This window comes from Acinetobacter sp. NBRC 110496, from assembly GCF_000876115.1.
Classification (GTDB): domain Bacteria; phylum Pseudomonadota; class Gammaproteobacteria; order Pseudomonadales; family Moraxellaceae; genus Acinetobacter.
This window is the reverse complement of record NZ_BBTF01000039.1, coordinates 17354-36911: the sequence shown is the minus strand read 5'-3', so window position 1 is coordinate 36911 and position 19558 is coordinate 17354. Positions and strand designations below refer to the sequence as shown.

Sequence of the window (19558 nt, the reverse complement as noted above, 5' to 3'; positions counted from 1 at the left end):
AATACTTTTTTGAATCCGTCAATGCGTAAGTCCTAAAATATTTAAAAATTATTTTTAGTATATACCTAAATCTAAGATTTAAAATGGATCTAACTTTTAACTGGCAAACTTTGTTGCTTTGGTTAAAAGGGTTAAGTCTTCATGGAATTGATTTTTTAAAAACCCATAGTTAAAAACGTAACTAATAAAGGTGAAAAACTCTAATTGGTTCGGTATTTTGTCTTCAAGAATACTGACCTCTAATTGCAATGTTCCTGTTGCACGTTTCTTAGAATGAAACTTAAGACCATCAAATGTTTGACCGTAATAAGTTGATATTTCCAAGAAAACTAAACGGAAAAAATAAGGGAAGATTTGAGAAACAACACGCTCAGGATCATCAATTTGAGTTAAACGTCTACCGTTGTGATATTTAAACTTAATACCATCAGCCATACTTTTTTCTACCAACAGGCGAATATAGGCATGACTACGAGTAATCATGCTTTTAAGTGGCGTTTTTGCTTCATGAATATTTTCGTATTGCATTTAGTTATCTCACATCTCAAGTCTTAATTGGTCAGCTTCATTTTCTTTTTCAATCGAAACTTCAGCAATAATTTTTTGGGTATTTTCGTTTTGCAGATCTTGATCAAATATTTCATTCACACAAGTTTCGACTAATTGTTCAGTCAAGTTTCTGCAGATCTCAAACTCTAAACCTTTAGGTTGTACGGTAGGGTAGCCGTCAATTAAAAATGAGTTTTTCATTTCATTTTCATTTGAAACTTTAGAGTACAAATAAGTCTCAAAATAACGAGCAAACATTTCGGTACTGGTCGCGTAATACGGCGTTGCACGATTTTCAGCACTGTCGATATTTAAACAGTCCTTTTTATAACGCGATAGATTGTCACTAAAACGAATATCACCTACGTTAACTTCAACGTCTTGCGACTTATCAAAGAAGTTTTGCATTTGAGTATGAGGATTTTTAACTCCCTCAGGCATGTACTTCTCTACCAGGTTATAGAACTTGTATTTAGATGACTCTATCAAGTATTCAGATAGGTTTTGCGATAGTGTTTTTAAATCCACATTCGCTGCGTTCGCAACACCTGTAATTTTTTCTTCCAAACCGGTTGTAGGTAAATGATGTTCTGGCTGGCGCATATCATTAAGTTTTTGCTGATAGCGCTCAAACGACTTAAAGCTTATAGCATTAATGTCAGTGTTAATTTTAGAGACAATGACATCCACCTTGTCTTGAACTGTACTGAAGAAAGATAGGTTTGTATCAGCTTTATATTCACGCTCATACTTCTTCAAGTACTCTTCAATTTTCTCAAACTGACGGCGAATGAGATCTTCATAGTGCTTTTGGTGCCAGTCAAAGAAGCTGTTTAAGGTTTTGCGCGTAGAATTAGGATAATTCTCTTTATTCTTAATCACTTCATCATGCATTGAATCAGCAACAGTGTGGTACGCCTTGATTGCAGTCTCAGCATTCTCATGAAGTACTTGACCGTAATTTTTCATTGGCTGAACTGGCTCATTCATCATCGCACGATGTACCTTTTCAAAAGCACGACCGGACTCAGTAACAGGGGAGTATCCAGCATCCAACATATTTGATAAGAAGTGTCGTGCACCTGGTATCTCAAAATTAGGGATGTCTTCATAATAGTCCTGAAGTACAGAACGATTCATTTGAGCGTGATTTTTATATACTTCCGCTTTTTCCAACATTCCCAAGTGTGCATCTAGCGCATGGCCATACTCATGAGCCAAACTTCCAGATCCGCTATCACGAGTTAAGTTAACCACGTTCTTAGACAGTTCAAAATGCGCTGCAGATCCTTTAATTCCGCGTGAAGCCAAAGCAACACCCAAGTTCAATAAACCATTGTTTGATTTAAAGCCCATGAGTTGTTTTAAGTCAGCCAATGAGTCATACACGGCATTAACCAACTGTTGAGCCACAGGACTAACTTTATTGCCTACTTCAACACCACGGATAGAAAAGTCATCTTTAAGCTTGAATGAATCCACATCGGCACCTTGGCGATGATCAGGACCAGTACGAGAGTAATTTAACAATCCGTAAATACTTGATTGGACTTTTTCAGTCACAAAGCCATTTTCAAGTTTTTTCACTTCACTGGTAAATGACGGCAAACGTGGTGCTTTAGGTGTATTCACAGCTTCAGTCGTTGCTTCTATAACTGGTGCAACAGGATCTTTAACATAAATAGGTGCAGATTCAGCTTTAACTAAACCACTTTCAATCGCACTTTTCAGAACGTATGGTTCAAGCACAGTTGAATATAAGCCAGTACGTTGCATGTTGCTGATCGCATCGCTCACATCTTTAGTGACTTTCGACTTACCGTAAAAATCAAAGATCTTACCTGTTGATAGAATCTCACTGAGTTCTTTATCAATCGTTTTTTCGATGATTTTCTCAAGCTGAACACTGATACCGCCTGTATGTTCTGGCATAATGTAGTACTCATTCAAATTGCTAAGCAATTCGAAGTAGTTTTTGTAGTTGTTCTTGGTACCTTTACTATAAAGCCCGATATAGTCTTTACGTTGGCGATCAGTCATACCAAGACTTTCAGCAGATAAGCTTTTATTGTTTCTTACCGCATGAATCAACTCTTCTTGAGTATCTACCATCAAATTTCTGATGTTAGAAACAACAGCCACATACGCACGTAATTCTGTCGCTCGTTGGCTATCAAGCATCAACGCATTTTTAGAGAATAACGGTTTAGTTGGGCAGTAGTCATACATTGCCTTTACGAATATTTTGTCATCAATACCGAGTGGCGTATTGGTGTACCAAGCTTGGAATTCTTTATTTGCAACGATTTTTGCTTTTCGATAGTCCGTAGCTGTTTGATCGGCTGATGTCGCTGAAATATATTCCAATGAAATGTATTCACCGTAGCGATCTTTATGTGCACCGCCAAACTTGGCACCTACATCACCTAAGTACATAGCAGGGGAGTCACTTGGCTCTACCTTTACATCAACAGGCACATATTTGTCTTTTGGTACCAATTGATCGATAAACGTGAAGTCAGTAAACACACGGTTTTGAAGTTGTAAGACATCTTCAACTGAGCGCATACTTTTAACAGGAAAAACGCACAGAGACTTGTAATCACCGTGAATATCGGACTTATCACCAAAAAGTTTAACCGATGCATATTCATTGTCGGTCGATGGCTTGATGGCCAAAAACAATTTGTGATTTTCAGTTTTGATATACGGCTTTATGTGTGCGGTTTGATCGTATAGAGCACCAAGCGTATTCGTAATCAAAGTTTGGAAATGCAAACTTGCTAACTGTTTATTCTCAAAGTCAGTTTTGTGTTTAATCTGAATTTCAGGCAAGTTAGATAGTGCTAATTGCTCTAAAGTGGTACCGAAATTAACCTTAGATTCGATAGCATTTAAGATTTCGTGACTAAACTGGTCTACATCATCAAAACCAGTAATCAATTGATACTGATAGTCATGAGACGGTATACGAAGAAGCACGGCAGTTAATTGAGGCTCATAGTCCGTATCAACCATAAACAATTGCGGTGTTTCATCTTGTTGAGATGATTTGTTTAGCAACTTGTATTGGTGAACTTTAGGGTTGGAACCTACAAAATGCTCAGCATAAGCCTGTTTAATCGTATCTTGTAATGCTTTGACATGCTCAAGCATGACGGCATTGACTTCATTTAAAGCGGTTAAGGTTTTATATTTTTCTGCAAACGCCTCATTCACGGCGATCTGCTCTAACATAAATCTAGGCTGAATATCCTCAAGTTCTGGATTACCTACACGGTTTAATACAACACTAAATTTGAGCTTATTAATGAACGGATCAGGTTCACCATTGATACCATTGCTAAAAAGTTCTTTAAGATCACTTTTCTGAAGTTTAGAGTTCACCAAATCAAACGGATGAACTTCTTCAAATGCCTGAACATCAAAAACTTTGGTTAAGTTTTTAGGCATGATTGCTGTCTGGCCATCTACATGAGCGATAACATAGGTGTACGCTGGAGAGATGTTGCTCAGAAGCTCAGTGACTTCATTCGGTTTTTTATCGTAGCTAAGATCCTCAAACTTTTCGTATGTTGCAGAATTAAGATTGCTGATGAAATCTAATTTAGAGTTGAAATTAGATGGATGATCAGAAATGTACTGGAACATCTTGTTTGGTAAAGACGTAAACACTTTATTGATTAAAGTTTGCTGACTATCTTTAGCTTTGAAGAAGTTGAGATCTGACTCGTAATATTTTTCAAAAGTGAACTTAGCTGGAGGCATAAACGTCATGCTGTTGCGTGAAGTCGATAACTTAAACAAAGCATTCGCAGACGTTTTAACCGCATCTCTATCATTAAAGCCAGTAGCCTTATGTATATTGGCATCTAGGGAAACTGAATGCCCAATAAACGGCGCATTTTTGTCTTTATGATTGTAGAGGCGTATATACTGAAGATCATTCTTTTGAAACACAGTTATAAACAAATCATGATCAGGGATCTTGATTGCGCCGTGGTGATCTTCATAGTGCTTTACAGCATTTTCTAGCTGAGTGTTAAAGTATTCAGATTCACTATTGAACTGTACGTTCTCTTCTTCAGCTGTTAGAGAAAAATATTTAACGTTATTCTGAAAAGCTACATTAGGTTTGAGAAGATCCTTAATCACCTCAAATTCTTTTTGTACTTCAACATCAAATTTGCCAAAAACTGTACGCTGATTAATATCAATCAGGTTCAGATAGTTGAATAGCTGAATGTTGTTGTAGTTGTGGTTCGGTAGGGCAGTTTTGTTTAACTGGAGCTTACCATCTTCTAACTGCATGCTTTGGACTTGCTTCAAGTCATCTGCAGTCAGCTCTACACCAAAGACTTTCTTAGTTTCTTGTTTGAGCTCTTTATCTTCACCAGCAATCACTAAGGCAGCTAGTTTTTGTGCCTTGTCATAATCGCCATCTTCTAGATATAGGGTTTTTTCAACAAAATACTTGGCAATGTTCGCATACGCTTGATTTGTTGCTTTGTAGCCATCGGTAGACAATGAAAAATGTTTGTTTTCATCAAATTCATTTGATTTAACGGTTTTAACTTTTAAATCGTCAATGTCACCCGTTGGTTTAATCTGAACATAGATTTCATCTGCAGCGAGATCCATGTTCGAGACAAATAAGGTCGAATTTTTAGAATAAAACTGACGTTCGATACTCGACAACAGATCCTTTGCATCTTTACGGTCTTCTTCCATGTCAGACTGCATATCTTCAGCAATCGACTTGATGTTTTCGCCACGGTCATCCTTTGTGATAAATGACCAGTCTTGTTGCGGATATTTGGCTGTTAATGCCTTTTGGAAGCTTTGAACTTCAACAAAGCGATTGAACTGACGGTCCAGACTAAACCCATCTGTATGTGATGAAGTTTTAGCAAGAATATCCTCAGGAACAGAATCAGATTTAGTCTTACGATTGAAGTTTTCACTTGCATTTGGCACCAATAAATTACGGAATAAAATCTCATTTACACCGTTCTTTAAGAATGACGCACTTTTAGTTTGTGATAGAGATTGTTTTAAAAATGCTTCATCAAAGTTTGATTCATCAAGAAGCCGAGTAAACTTTTCAAAATACGCTGAAGCTAATTTATCGTTATTAGCAAGATCAGCCGTGCACAGATCGCTTAACTCTAAACGCTGTACATCTTGCTCTAGCTCTAAAGGCGCAGAAAAATCACCAGCAACAAAATCATTGATATTTTGCTCAACATAATTGTTCGTGCGTGACATCAACATATCAACTGCAGTTTCATTATTCACAAATTCCTGAAGCTCAGGCGTGTTAATTGAAACCAATTGATTGTCGAATTGCTTAGATAGTAATTTGAACAGATCCGCTTTATGTTGATTGCTTTCTACTTCAGATTCAAAACCTACAAATTTGCCGTTTTCATCTTTAGCGTAGTAGAAGCTGTTTTTATTAAACAAAAAGGTATTTGTTGCAGACGTAATGCCAGATACCAAAGTTTCACTTTGCCATAAGACTTTTTTAACTTCATTGTACTGTTTTGAGATCTCAACATTGTGTGTGTCGATTTCGTCAGAGATCGCTTGAATATCATCTACGCTGAAGTTTTTTGTTTGTGTAGCTGAGCGCACGACATCTTGAATTTCAGCATATTTCTGATTTAGATAATCACTATATTGCTTCTCAATTTGTTGAGCTTGTTCAGTAGCCTTAGGAATGACATAGACATCCAAGATCTGTCTAATTTCAAGCATAGACGGCGCGAAATCACGCACCTTGTCATTGCCTCTTGCATCCAATAATTCTTCAGGAAACTTTAAGAGCTCTTTAAGTACGGCAACATCATCAATTTCTGGAGTAGGGAGGTCATTTGCAATGTTGAGTAGATCAGACTCAGTAATAGATGCCTTCTCAGTTGCCTCAAAATTAACATCAAGGTCATTCAAGATCTCGTTAACATTTGATTCATTGAGTTGTTCTTCTAGTTTACGCTGTTTGATTTCAGCAGATTGGTGATCATAGAGCGCATTAAACTTAGGAACGATGTTTACAGAGAATTCAGAGAACTCTTGGCTCAGATCGGCAAAGAAAACTTTACCTGTTGGCATCTGGCGTACCATTTGTTGTAAGACATCATGGCGAAGCATGGCAGCGTCATACACCATCTTATCTACAAGGCGTGTTTCAATACCTTGTTTAGACGCCATCCATGTGCCGTGTTCATCTTTATAAAAAGCTGGAATACCTTGTTTAGCTGATTCTAATAGCTTTGGATACGGCAATTGCTGTTGATTAAACACACGGTCTATCACAACAAGATCAGAAGCTAATTTTTGTACATAAGCATCAACATCTTTAAAGCTCATGTTAAACATTCTGTTGCCACGGCCATGCTCAATCAGCTGATTAAAAGTGGACTCGTATTCATGAGCAAAATGCACCAGGTTAATATTGTCATTTAACCCCAATGCTTCATACGGATCATGAGCAAAGATTTCAGGAATATGGCGCAAGTCATCAATAATCAGTAACGAACCATCTTTTTCGTAATTGACGGGTACTGCAAATGGAGACAACTTAATTTTGGCTAGATTATCTAGACTTTCGCCACTGGCCATCGCCGATTCTTCATCTAGATAGACTTTAGAGAAGATATTTTCATAGCCATAATCTTGAAGACGATTAAAAGGAATTTTTGAAGACTGAAATTGAGCCAAGTAGGATTTGTTCGATTCCTGAAGACTGGTTTTCAGCGTATCAAGGATATTAGATCCATTGTTTAGCTTACTGACATACACTTCAGGGAAAGCAGAAAGGCGTTCGGTCGCTGATGCGAAGTAACTTTTCCAGTTCGGAATGTTCTTCTTAAACGGTAGATTGGTGAGATAAATATCTTCTTGCTTAGTCGGTACTTTCATATCGTTGGTAAACGCTGGAAAGACCTTCTGAAGATCGTTTAGATCGATACCAGACTTTGCCGGGTTCTTATAGTAGTACGCATGAATACCATCATCATTTTGCACTTCATAAAAATGGGCATCCATTAACACTTGTTCAAATTGCTTAGAACTGTTTTGTTCAATAGATTTTTTGAATTGCTCAAATTCATTAACAACAAGCATCGCCGTTTTTGGGCGAAAATTGTTGGCTGGCGATACTACAAGACGCGCACCAAGACCAGTTAAATTAGGCCATTTAACTTCATTCACTTTATAGTCTCCTACTTGGTCACATAGCATGATCCAAGACTTTAAAACGACTCTTACGAGTACTTATATGTGCTTATATTAAACTAAAAAATTAACTTTGAGGGAGGGTTTAGGCGTTATTCTTTAAAATAGTATATACCGAGTAAATAGCACTGTTTAAATACCTATCATTTTTAATAAAACCATCTAAAACCGTGCACTATTCTTTCTTTTTTTATAAATAAAAATGCCACCGTATAGGTGACATCTTGCTTAAAGCTGATGGTTACATTTTAACAAATTCGTTTTTAGCGAGTTCGTCTGGTTGGGTGCCATCTTCTACACCTACAATAATTCCAGTACCACGAATAAAGTAGCCACTATTATTCGGATATTGGACCAAGGTAACATTATGCTCAAGGTTACTTTCTAAAAAGGTAGTGCCGTATCCCCAAAACTTATTTAATCCTTGCCATGGAGCATCCTTAATATAATTGTTTTGGGCATATTGAATGGTGTATTGACCAATTGGAAGAGATATATTGACAGTTTGCTTTTTGGGTACCTGAACAACGGCTCGTAACCTTTTAGTGGCCTTATCTCGAATGATAAACACAGTATCAACATTTTGAGATTCCATTGAAACAGGACCAAAATGTTGTGTGTTTTCCATACTGGAAACATTAATCACTTCTTTTTTAAATGGCATGGCTGCACTATTGGCTACCATTTTTTGATGTTCAGCATAGTCTTTTGCCATTTGTAGACCGTTTTCAGGTTCATTCGGTTGGCCTGGATTGGCTGACTCTACTGATTGAGCTTGTTTCGATATTGCCCGTGTAGCACTTTGAGCAAAGAGATCGACCAATCCGAAATGATTAGCCACAGATATAATTGCAACTGCTAGACCAAAACCAGCAAATTGCTTTGGAATTGCTATTGCCATAGCGCCCCCTGATTCCATTTATAAGATTTAAATAAAAAAAAGATGCCACCCACAGGGGATAGCATCCAAGATCTCAAAATTGCTTATAGTGCCAATTCAGGATCGCTATTCTTTTGTTTGCTTAATTCTGGATCTGCTTGTACTTCAATGTTGGTCATGAGCTTAGTCCAATATTCATCGTATTCAGCTTGTGACATCTCATTAATGACTTCATTCCATTTAACTAGGTTCTCATGTTGATCTGTACCCGGTTGGAAGAAGTGCATTGCATTTCTGACATACTGCTGATGATCAGCAAAACGCAGTTCAGCAATATTTTCCTGAATATAGTCCAGGCCTTTCACCGTAAATTCGCGAATCTCCTTCATGATTGCATCTTTTTCTATACCATGCGGTTGAGTTACAGAAGATGAACCACCTTCAGGACATGGGTAAACAAGCCAATCATTACGCAAGTTCATTTCTGCTAAGGTCACTTGTAAGTACTGCTCACCACTACGGGCAAACATTTCATGTGCGGTCGTCCAATACGGCTTCTTAGCACTTGTTAAGCCCTCTAATACCATCGCATTTTTGTAGAAATCAGTTTTTAGCTGAGATTGATTAGTTGATGTTAAGCGATCGTTCGTCTGTAAGCTTAAAGAAATTAACTTTAAGTGTTCATCTGACAATGGTTTAGGGCTGTTTTCTTTGATGAAGTCGAGTGCACATATCGCAAACTGACTACGCAACATTTGTCGATAATCACGGAATACAACTGATCTAAAGACTGTACTGTTCGCTGCACCAAGTACTTGCGCTGCAAAGACACGATCATGATCAATTTCAGAACGAGATTGCGAGATATATTTGTTGAGCTCAGTCCGTGGGATTGGATACTCATTTTCAGACAAGAACTTATGCAAGCCTTGGGCAACGTGCATATAACGTCTATGTTGTATGGCGTCCTTTTGGAAAAGTTCAGGATCTTCATGACGATTAGCGAAGTTAATCAATGAAGATAGTTCAGTATGCAACTTGCCACGTTCCGCAATAAACGTATTAATTTTCTCTTTTATGCTGTCTCTATCTGGCGTAAACAAATCAACAATGTCAGGTTGATCTACCAATGTTTTATCCAAAATCGTTTTGATGCTGGTTTCATAAAACTTGACTTGATTCTCAAGATTCGTGCGAAGTACTTCTATCGAGTCATCCTTTTTCATTGGCAAGTAATACATCGCTTGATTTACTTTGGCTGCAGCTTGCAACAAATCTTGGTTAATGTTGGCATACTTCTCAGACTTAATGTTATTCAATTCTGCAAAACGAGTTAGATAAGGCTGTACGTTTTCCATCATCATTTTTGGTTGATTGCGTGTCATCGCACTAAAAATGAGATGGTCATAGGCATGGAAAAATTCATGACCAAACGAGCCAAAACCTGAATTCTTGGTTAAGTTAATCACACGGTTAGATGGCTCATAATGTGCCATCGCAGCGGAACGTCCACGCGAACCAAAAGCAACACCCAACATACCGTTAAAGCCAACAAATTTCGGATCTATATCAAGTGCCTTAGCAAGAGCGAAACAACCGTCATATGCGTTATTTAACGCGATTTGACGATCGCTCTGGTTCAAGTACTCGCCAAACTCTACGGCTTTAAATCCAAAGGTCGCTTGCAAGGTATGTGCTGTAACATCTTGGCCATTACGTGAAGCAATGTTTTCCGTCACAACCACATCACTGAGCTTGAATGCCTTACGCATAGTACGAGGCTTAGCATACTCTTTGAATAGGGCATCTAAGGTACTCGCCGTGTCATCTACAATGTGCGATACATTCTTTTCAGATAACGAGACTTCTTGAGTATCATCATTCTCTGCAGTTGCGTCTTTGGTTTTTTTAGCAGTTAACAGATCCATGACCTGTTCAGATAGACCAGCATCAGATCTGCTAAATAGCGTACTCGAATCTATAATGTTGCCACTTCTAAAAGTAACAGTCGCTTTTACTTTGTCTTGGAACGGTTTGGCATCAATCGCACTACGTATTTTTTTATAGATAGAGTAGGTGCCTTTAACTGGCGGTAACTCTTTCCTTAAATGATGAAGTGCTTCAGTGAGCGTTTTACGTGCTTCACTACTATCGGTTTTCGCCAATTCAGAACTAATAATCATGTCAGTGGCAGCATATTCAGCATAGCTTTCTACCAATGAAAATAATGACCGATCTAATGATTTAAACGCCGTGAACAGATCTTTGTCTTCATTCAAACGAACGTATAAATCACATGCATTAGGAATAAATTCACGAACTGTTTTTGCTTCCATTAAAGCATCACGCATACTTAAAACAGCGTCATAGTATCCAGCACCTACTTTTTTAAACTGTTCTTCAGTGGCATTTTCAAGCGGATAACGTGGCTGATCATTCGTCATCTTGCGTACAGCGTCAGTCAGCAAGTGAATGTAAATATCTCGACCAGCTTCTTTTGCTTGTAAAACCGATTCCTTTTTCCAAATTTTGTCACGCGTAATTAGGTTTTTGACTTGCAAAAGCGACATATCTTGAATCTGACTGAGCGATAAACGTGGACCATACAGATCCTTTTTCGCACCAGGCATTTTCATACCCGTATCTTCAATAAGTCCAACTTCAGAACGTGACTCAGTGGCTTTCGGTTTGGTTGTTTTTGGCTCTTTTGGTGCTTCAGCTTCAGGCTTACCCTCAGACTCAAACAGTGATGTTTGCTCTGGAGCAACTGGCTCAGTCGGCTCTACAACTTCTACCGTTGCTTCCTGTACTTCTGGTTCAGTAGGCTTTTGAACTTCAGGTTCAGTTACGATCGGTTCTTCAACCAATGGTTCTTGGGCAACTTCTACAACAGGTGCGCTTTGAACCATATGTTCAGGTTTATATACTTGATCGCGAGACTTAAATAATTCTGCTTTTTTGAATGATTTTGCAAAATCAGTAATTAAGAAGTTCTTAGAGTTCGGGTGCTTTGGCGTAGGAAGAATTTTATAGCCTTGATCAACAAATTGCTGATGTTCGGCATTATTCACAATGGCCAGTTTTAACGGAGATTGATCATCGGCAACTTTAATCGCGAGATCGAACCGGTCTTTAGATTCAAGTAGCTTTTCACCAAAGGTAAAATCAATTTTATTGACCAATGTTGAAATATTAACAGCCACAATCTCATTAAGGCCTTTAACATCAATATTTTCAAAACCGGGTGATAATGGCACCTTGATTGTCTGCAGTATGTTTTCACGTAACCCAAGATCATTTAATACTTGGTCCACAAGATGCGCTTTTATCCCGTTTAACTGGAAGTCTTTAAACAATCCACCACGCTCGTTGAATTTAGCAAACTGCTCAACATTATCAAAAACCCGTAATTGATCATGCTGTAAAACTGGTGTGTCTTTATCTATGACAGAAATCACTAAATCAGCACCGTCATTGGCCACAATAATTTTGGAGCCGTTTTCAAACGCTTGATCCATTTCTTTTTGATGGATGTAGTCGGTAAAGACGTTCATCAAATCAACATTGGTCATCACATCATTGCTTTTCACAAAATCGATTAGATCTTGTTTCGCCGTTGGATCGATGTATTGATTATCGGCATCACGCAAAGTTAATGCCTTGTAATCGTCCAACTCAGGGTTAAACAATACCTTTTCTTTAAGGTGTAGGTTTTCGATCGACTGGAAGATCTGATAGCGTTTTTCTAATGAGTCGATCAAGTACTGCATTTGCTCTTGCGTACTTAAAACTGAATCATTGCTAAGCGTCAAAGCTTTAAACAGCGCCTTATCGTCTGCAGCTAAGTCATTCAGACTTGATTTAACGATTAAGCGATCGGTAGACGGAATCTGTTCACCGCTGAAATATAAGTTAATCGCACCGTGCTTTTGTTCATCAGCTGGTGAAACCGTGAGATAAAAATTTATCTCAGGAAACTCAAACTCTTTGATACGTTCTGGATTGGTGATAATGCTTAAAAGAGATCCCGTTTTTGTCTCGAGGGATTTATTTTTTAGTGCCGTCCATTCTTCAATAGAACGATTTTCAAATGACTGCAGTAGGGCAGAATTGATTAAATCACGGTTGAGGTTAAATCCATTCTTGAGTGAGTCTGGAGTCGATTGTAATGCTTCAAGCACAAGCCCATGTTTAAAGAGATTGCCAAAGTCATTTTCACTGTTAACATCGGTCTTTTCAAGTGGCAAGAAACTTGATGCATGCTCATAGACATTCTTAACTTCAATATCAAGCTTTAAGCCTTTTTCATATTTCGGTACCGCTTCCTTGGTCAAAATACGATTAAGAATTACATTCTTAAGGTCATCATAGGTCAGCTTGTTTTTGCTGATCGGATTAGAGCTCAGGATATGTTCAAACGAAGAAGCACCATTAATCATAATGGTTTTTTGCTTTTGTAATGAACTAACCTTTTGACCTAGATCCATCGGTAGTAAGCGAATGAAGTTCTGATCAGATGCTATCGTACTGCTATACACCGCCAAAGAACGTGCGCTAACTTCAGGCTCAACCATCAAAGCGTTACCTTCAGCTAGGTAGGTTTTTACCGCTTCTTCAGTCAACGTGACGACATTTTCAATTTTCGAGTCTTTTGGTGCCGTGACTTCATTGTAGGTCGGTGTTAGATAACCTAGTGCCGTCAAAATATGCTTGTGCTCATTATTAATAATGGCAATAACCGCCTCAGATTTAGACTCTTCACCCACGGCATTTTGATAAAAGTCTTGTAGATAGCGCTTATACGCCATACTTACCGCGACCTTTTTATTTAAGGCAAAAAGCTGTTCTTGTGTATTTGAGTTGAAGTGGTCTTTATGTATCACCTTAGGCAGATAGTTTTGAAAGCTGTCTACCACATAGATTTCATCTTTTTCGAGTGTTTCTTTTAAAGACAAAACTTCATTGGTCGCAGCAAAAACAATCGCGTTGGCCAGTGCATTACCAGGATTCGTGCGTACACGTAATTCTTCATTTATCGCATGATTGAGTTGCGACCTAATATCAGGTAATCGGTTAAGGATAGGGGAGTCAGGATTGTTGCCAATATTGCTACTCAGCTCAGAAAGCACATGAGCCACATCGATGCGCTTATTAAAACCCTTGTAGTTACCGTCCTGTTCTAACAGGTTATAGAATCGCTCTAAGCTTTCATCTGATAAATATTGTGATGCAATGCTATGGGCATCACCATCACCAAGCGCCGTAAATTGGCTATTAATACTATGCAGTTGTTGAAGAATACGAGGCATTTGCTGATGAAATGAAAAGTAGTTTTTACCTACATTTTCAGCACTGGTCGCAATCATGTCCTCAATACTGTTATCCAGCACTGATACAGCATTCGAGAACACCATATCGTTAAAATCTGGCATTGCAGATTCTTGAGATGGTGAATATCCCAAAATAGAATATTCAAACTTTTCGACTGCAGATAACTCTTGATCTTGTTCATCATAATAATGAACCACATCAAACTGGTTAACAGCTTCATTCCAAAGCCCGTTCGGTTCTTCACCTAGATCAACGTTGAAATGATAAATGTCAATGTCATTTGAGGTGTGAGTAGCTTCAAACTCGTTCGCTTCATCCAATAGACGTTGCATTTCATCTTGCAATTCATCATCGGTGACAACGCTTTGTAGGAAGTTATCAAGATCCGTGCCGTATTCTTCACGGTCTATCACTGAATCAAAAAAACTATCATAAAGATTGTTCAGACGCGTAGAAGCAATGTTTAACTGACTTAATGCCAATTCCATTTCATAAGCTTGATCGTCATAGGCTTGCTGATCCAAAACATACGCATTTTCAGTAGCAACAGCGACTTGAATCGCAACCGCTTTTTCAATACGCTCACTGATGGTATGTGTTGCTTTCGCTTCAACAATGGCTTGACGTTCTTCTTTGAGCTTTGCAATTTTTTGTAGGTATTCTTGCTTAATTTTTCGCATTAAAGCGAGTTTAGTCAAAGAGTCCTTAATGACTGGTTCTGGAATGTTCGGCTTAAACTTGGTGTGTCTAAAAAAGTGATCAATTCGATTGAACAAACGTTTTACTGGAACCTTAGGTTCAGGCGGTATGGTTTGCTTAATTTGATTGAGATCCAAGCTTTCTAAACTTGTACCGATGTCATCCAAACTTTCAGAAATTAATTCACGATCAAAACTGCTATCACCAATAGAGTAGGGATCAAATGTTCTTAAATTATTAATATTATTTTGAACGCTTTGAATCAGGTCCTTAATCTTATCGGCAAGGTCGAATTCTTCTACATCTAAAGTTTGGTTGTTGTATTCCCAAACTTTCCAATCATTGTCCACCAGCTGTAACGCAGTTGTTTCTATACCAAATGGTGCCAATGCTGACGGAATGCTGTTTTCTTCGTATGAATACAAACAGTCATTGATTTTCGTGACTAAGGTTTGAAGCTTGATCAATCCTTGGTGATTAACGGCATGATCATCCGATCTGAGCGCATTCACAATTGGATCAATGCTCGTATTCAGCCCCTTATTCAGCTCTCGAATATCAATAAATTGCTTCGGTAAGCTGTTATACGCTGGCCATGCTGGATGTGAAGATATTTTATAATTGGTCAGCTCAGGGATTTGCGTAATATCTTTTAGGGCAAGTACTTCACCGCCTGAATTAACCGAAATCACTAGCTGTTTGCTTAGTTCAATAGGCTCTATCGTATCTTCTATGAGTCCAGCATTTAGCGCTGCTTCTTTATCAACATAATAACGAGTCAGTGTTTTATCTGCTTGGTACCCGTAATTGTCTAAATCAGCCAACGGCAATGGATCTACTGACTGCAGTAATGTCGGTAGCTTATTCCAGCCTAAATCTGCTTTATTGAATTGTTTAACCGCACCCATAATGGTTGTATTTGGGGCAAACGGTTTTTGCTGTTTTGCTTGGTAAAGCACAACGGACTTTTGATTATTGAGTTCAAATAGGGATTGCCACTGGTTTTTTTCAGCACTACTCATTGGGTTTTGCAGATATATATCTGACATATCCATTTCAATGAGGTCATTTTTAGAGTCGTAAGGAAAAACAGATTTTATGTCAGCAAGAGAGAGACTATCTTGCGAACTCTTATACATAAAACTAAGGTCGTTATTTTGCTCATTGGTGATATAAACAAACTTTCCAGTCTGTTTTAAACCTGTTAAGAAGCTGTTTAAGGATGTGTTCAACTTTTTCTCTAAAAGCTCAACATCTTTAATCTTAATAATGGCTGCTTGGTTTCTTAAATCAGTTTTAGGGGTTACTACAAGTTGAGCGCCAAAGCTACTCAGATCCAACCATTTCTTTTTAGTTGACATATAAACTCCATGGCAATATGTATAAGCATCTTTTAATTAAAATATCAAAGCACCATCGGTTACTTTTGAACGGTATATACTAAAGATTATAAGAGAATTTATATAAAGAAACTATCTAAAAGGGTTTTAAACAAAAAAAAGGGATGGCTTAAAACCATCCCTTTTTTTAAGTTTTTTTCATTATCAGTCTGATAATGAAAAAATCAGGCTATTTACTTGCCATTGCTTGTGCAAGTGCAATCCTACGAATGTTACCCGTAGACTTAGAACGATCTGTCACTTCAATTGAGCCGTCAGATAATTTGCTTTCAGCAGAAACTAGCGCAGCCAATACCGCTTCTTTACGTTCATTTGACTTGTATTGTTGATATTGCAAGTTCAAGCGTTCAGTACCTTGAATTAAACCATCGACCATCAAACCACGTTCATCTTTAATCGCTTGTGATTTAGCAAAGTCTTTGTAATCTTGCCCTGAACCTAAATAACGAGCGACACTTTTTTCCAAGTGTTGCATCGGTGCAAGTTTGGTACTTGAATCATGACTATTGGTACCACCACCAGCAACAGGGGAGTATTGCGCTTGAATTGCTTTCAAAGAGGTAATTGCTGGAGAAGTTAAAGCATCTTTCGACAGTTTAGCCATCACATAATCTTGACCAGCAGATGTTTTCGCAATTTTTCCATCAATTGGGGCATCAGGTAGACCAACCATGTTGTTGATCAATGCATTTTGAGCACGAGCCATCGCCGTGTCTGGCGCTGCAGTCGTGAATAAAGTTGAAGCTTGTAAACTTAGACTAGCATTTTCACCAGCAGCACCACATAGTCCAGACGCAGCCTGAGAAGTGGTACAAAACTCATTATGAGCTTGTAACATAGCTTCTTGTGCTTTGTGAGGGTTCATGTAGACACCAGGCGCAGCAATCACTTCAGAGCCAACTTTATTTAAAATTGAACTATCAGCAGATTTATTGTCTTGTTGAGCTTGTTCACGATCGCCTAAAACTTCACACGCTTTAAATGCTTGGCCATGTGCACCAAACTCAAATTGAGCTTTTTTCATTTGCTCACTTTGTTTAACAGCTTGGTACGCCGTTACAAGACTTTGTGCGTTTTTATGTGCGTTATCTGAAATACCTTGAGCAGATACAGCCTCTTGTTTCGTCAGGATCTTAATCGCTGCCGTCACATCATCTTGTTGCTTTTTAATGCCCAAAGATAAGTTTGAGTCCAACGCACGTAACGCAGCGCTTTCCACCGCATCAGCCTGTTGAAGAAGCATATTCAAGGTATTTACTGCCATCGGGTTGCCCACGGAAGCACAGTAATAAGCAGATGCAGAACCACTAATGAGGGCGAGGGTTAAACCGAGTGCACTAATTTTTGAACGAGAGCCGTGCGCTTGTGGCGCTTTCATAACTTTACGTGATGTTCTTTTCGGAGTACGCATTATTTAGTCTCCTTAAAATTGAGGCATAGTTTGTGAAAGCTTAACTTTCACTGACTGGCCGTATTTCGTTTTCACATCATCTTTTATCGGCTGAGATTTCGCTAAAAGTAATGCAGACAATAAACCTTCTTCACGCAAACTTTGCTTGTAAGTTTGAAGATCTAAATAAACAGAAACGCCGTTAATGATATTGGCTTCTTTAAGTAGACCGCGTGGATCTTGCATCGCCATCGCCATTTGCCATTTTTTAGCTTCAGGACCGCCGTAGTAACGTGCGATTGTTTGGTCGATCAAATCGTTGGCAGACACCATTTTGCCGTCAATATCTTTGAATGATTTTGTATTTTGCGCGTCAATAACCGCCAAGCTATACGCTGGCATAGCAAGTAAAGCTGTTTTTTGGTTGGTCGCTTGCAAATAATCTCGACCAGCTGGAGTACGTGCCGTTGCAGTAGACAATGATTTATCTGGTGTACCTAAAATGTTTTCACGCACGTAATGTCTTGCAAGAGCTTCTTTTGAGCCAGGTGCAACAGACTTAAACAGTAGGGAAGCATTGGTATCGCCACCCGGTAATTTAGACAACGTACATTGACCAGCTTGTGCTTCAGCAACCGTACAGAATTCAGCTTTATGCACGTTTAGGCGTTGATTAATCACTTCCTGTTGAGAGCCAACTAATTTACCGCCGACTTGAGAAGTTTGAGTCGCCATATCAGCTGCTTGATCAATCACTTGACCAGATGCACTCGACATATTTGTATTTTCAGCCAAAACCTCACAAGACTTAAAGCCTTGACCAGTATTGGCACCATAAGCAAATTGTGCTTTTTTCATGGTATCTGACTGTAAAAGCGCTTGAATACCAGTGGCAATAGTTTGGGTGTTTTTAGTTGTCGCATCGGTAATTTGGTTAGCAGCTTGCGCCTTTTGCTTCACCGCAACTTTAAGCGCTGCAACGATGTTTTCAGTCGAATCATCTAACTTTCTACGGGTACTTTGAGATACTTTTTGAATATCATTTGCTTGGTTGCTTGCATGCTTAGGAATCTGAGAAGACATCTCGCTCATAATCGTACCCAAACCAACCGTAGCCCATTCAGCAAAAACAGGACTACTAATCACCAAAGTTGCACCTAAAATGACAGGTACAAACTTTGATTTTCCTTTAGGCTGTCTTAAAGTATTTTTACGCTTTCTCATAGTCATTACTCAAAGAATTTGGCTGAAGCATTGGAGTTTGGTGTAGTGCGTTGCATCACATTATTAGCCACCGAATAGTTAGCCAGTGATGAAAGAGTACTTCCAGCCATGTATTTATTTTGAAAATCAACGCAAGTTGATGAAGAGCATTCCATCAATCCGACTGGAACAACGTTGTTAGATGCAATTGCCGAGTAGTTCAATGCAACAGTCGCTTGCTGTTCAGAAAGTCGAGAACGAGAAAAAACAAAAGCAGTATCAATGTCGCCATACTGCAGACCATTTGGAATCAAATTACAGACACCCATTTTTGCTTCTTCTACGCCACACGAGGTCGCCAAGTGAAACGCATATGGTGAGGTTGCTTCATCTGTTGAATTTGAGAAAAGTTTCCCTGAAACGTCTTGCATGTATTTAGAAACGTTAAAGTCTTTTAAGTTTCTATTGAGATCGGTTTGTTCACGTTCTTCAAGAGCCGTACAAAAAGCTGAATCAGGGAGGGCAGCATTCGTACCAGAATTTAAAATCGCTTTTTTGATCTCAATATTTTTATCGACACTTTGAATACCAGCAACGATCATTTCTGAATCACGCGTTTGGTTATCAACAATTTGATTTGCACTGACCGCTGTTTGTTGAGTAGATACACGCACAGCAGAACGTACCATCAATTGCTGAGCTTGTATTGCAAGCTCAGAAAGGATAGTGCCAAGACTAAAAGCATTGGTAAAAAGTGGTACGGATAATAGACCAACCGTTAAAGTACCCACCGCAATTGCTTTAACAGGTGAAAACTGATTAACAGTAATTCTTCTTTTACGCAGATTATTTCTATTTTTCATACCA

At 38.6% G+C, this 19558-nt stretch carries 7 protein-coding genes; all 7 read right to left on the bottom strand.

The window, feature by feature from the left end; all coding sequences use genetic code 11:
• Nucleotides 1–96: 96 nt before the first annotated feature.
• A complete protein-coding gene (locus Aba26S_RS15710) occupies nucleotides 97–528 on the bottom strand; it encodes a hypothetical protein (RefSeq protein ID WP_005005806.1) in 432 nt (143 codons plus the stop codon).
• Nucleotides 529–537: 9 nt separating this feature from the next.
• Nucleotides 538–7764: an LPD1 domain-containing protein gene (locus Aba26S_RS15705; protein WP_252322558.1), complete on the bottom strand. Its 7227-nt coding sequence runs from the start codon at nucleotides 7762–7764 to the stop codon at nucleotides 538–540.
• A 265-nt stretch (nucleotides 7765–8029) separates the two neighbouring features.
• A complete protein-coding gene (locus Aba26S_RS15700) occupies nucleotides 8030–8689 on the bottom strand; it encodes a hypothetical protein (RefSeq protein ID WP_005028677.1) in 660 nt (219 codons plus the stop codon).
• Between the two features lie 83 nt (nucleotides 8690–8772).
• Entirely contained in the window at nucleotides 8773–16059 is a 7287-nt protein-coding gene (locus Aba26S_RS15695) for an LPD1 domain-containing protein (RefSeq protein WP_043973314.1), read from the bottom strand.
• 208 nt (nucleotides 16060–16267) lie between these two features.
• Nucleotides 16268–17509 (bottom strand): hypothetical protein, encoded by a 1242-nt coding sequence (locus tag Aba26S_RS15690; RefSeq protein ID WP_043973313.1) that lies wholly within the window; start codon nucleotides 17507–17509, stop codon nucleotides 16268–16270.
• A 12-nt stretch (nucleotides 17510–17521) separates the two neighbouring features.
• Nucleotides 17522–18712: a hypothetical protein gene (locus Aba26S_RS15685; protein ID WP_043973309.1), complete on the bottom strand. Its 1191-nt coding sequence runs from the start codon at nucleotides 18710–18712 to the stop codon at nucleotides 17522–17524.
• 5 nt (nucleotides 18713–18717) lie between these two features.
• The gene (locus Aba26S_RS15680; RefSeq protein WP_043973308.1) at nucleotides 18718–19554 is read right to left on the bottom strand and encodes a hypothetical protein; all 837 of its coding nucleotides are present in this window, start codon (nucleotides 19552–19554) and stop codon (nucleotides 18718–18720) included.
• Nucleotides 19555–19558: the final 4 nt, after the last annotated feature.

What these genes read in the sequence shown, in the direction of transcription:
- Aba26S_RS15700 (WP_005028677.1), bottom strand. Translation starts at nt 8,689, where the DNA reads ATGGCAATAGCAATTCCAAAGCAATTTGCTGGTTTTGGTCTAGCAGTT.
- Aba26S_RS15685 (WP_043973309.1), bottom strand. Translation starts at nt 18,712, where the DNA reads ATGAGAAAGCGTAAAAATACTTTAAGACAGCCTAAAGGAAAATCAAAG.
- Aba26S_RS15680 (WP_043973308.1), bottom strand. Translation starts at nt 19,554, where the DNA reads ATGAAAAATAGAAATAATCTGCGTAAAAGAAGAATTACTGTTAATCAG.
- Aba26S_RS15710 (WP_005005806.1), bottom strand. Translation starts at nt 528, where the DNA reads ATGCAATACGAAAATATTCATGAAGCAAAAACGCCACTTAAAAGCATG.
- Aba26S_RS15695 (WP_043973314.1), bottom strand. Translation starts at nt 16,059, where the DNA reads ATGTCAACTAAAAAGAAATGGTTGGATCTGAGTAGCTTTGGCGCTCAA.
- Aba26S_RS15690 (WP_043973313.1), bottom strand. Translation starts at nt 17,509, where the DNA reads ATGCGTACTCCGAAAAGAACATCACGTAAAGTTATGAAAGCGCCACAA.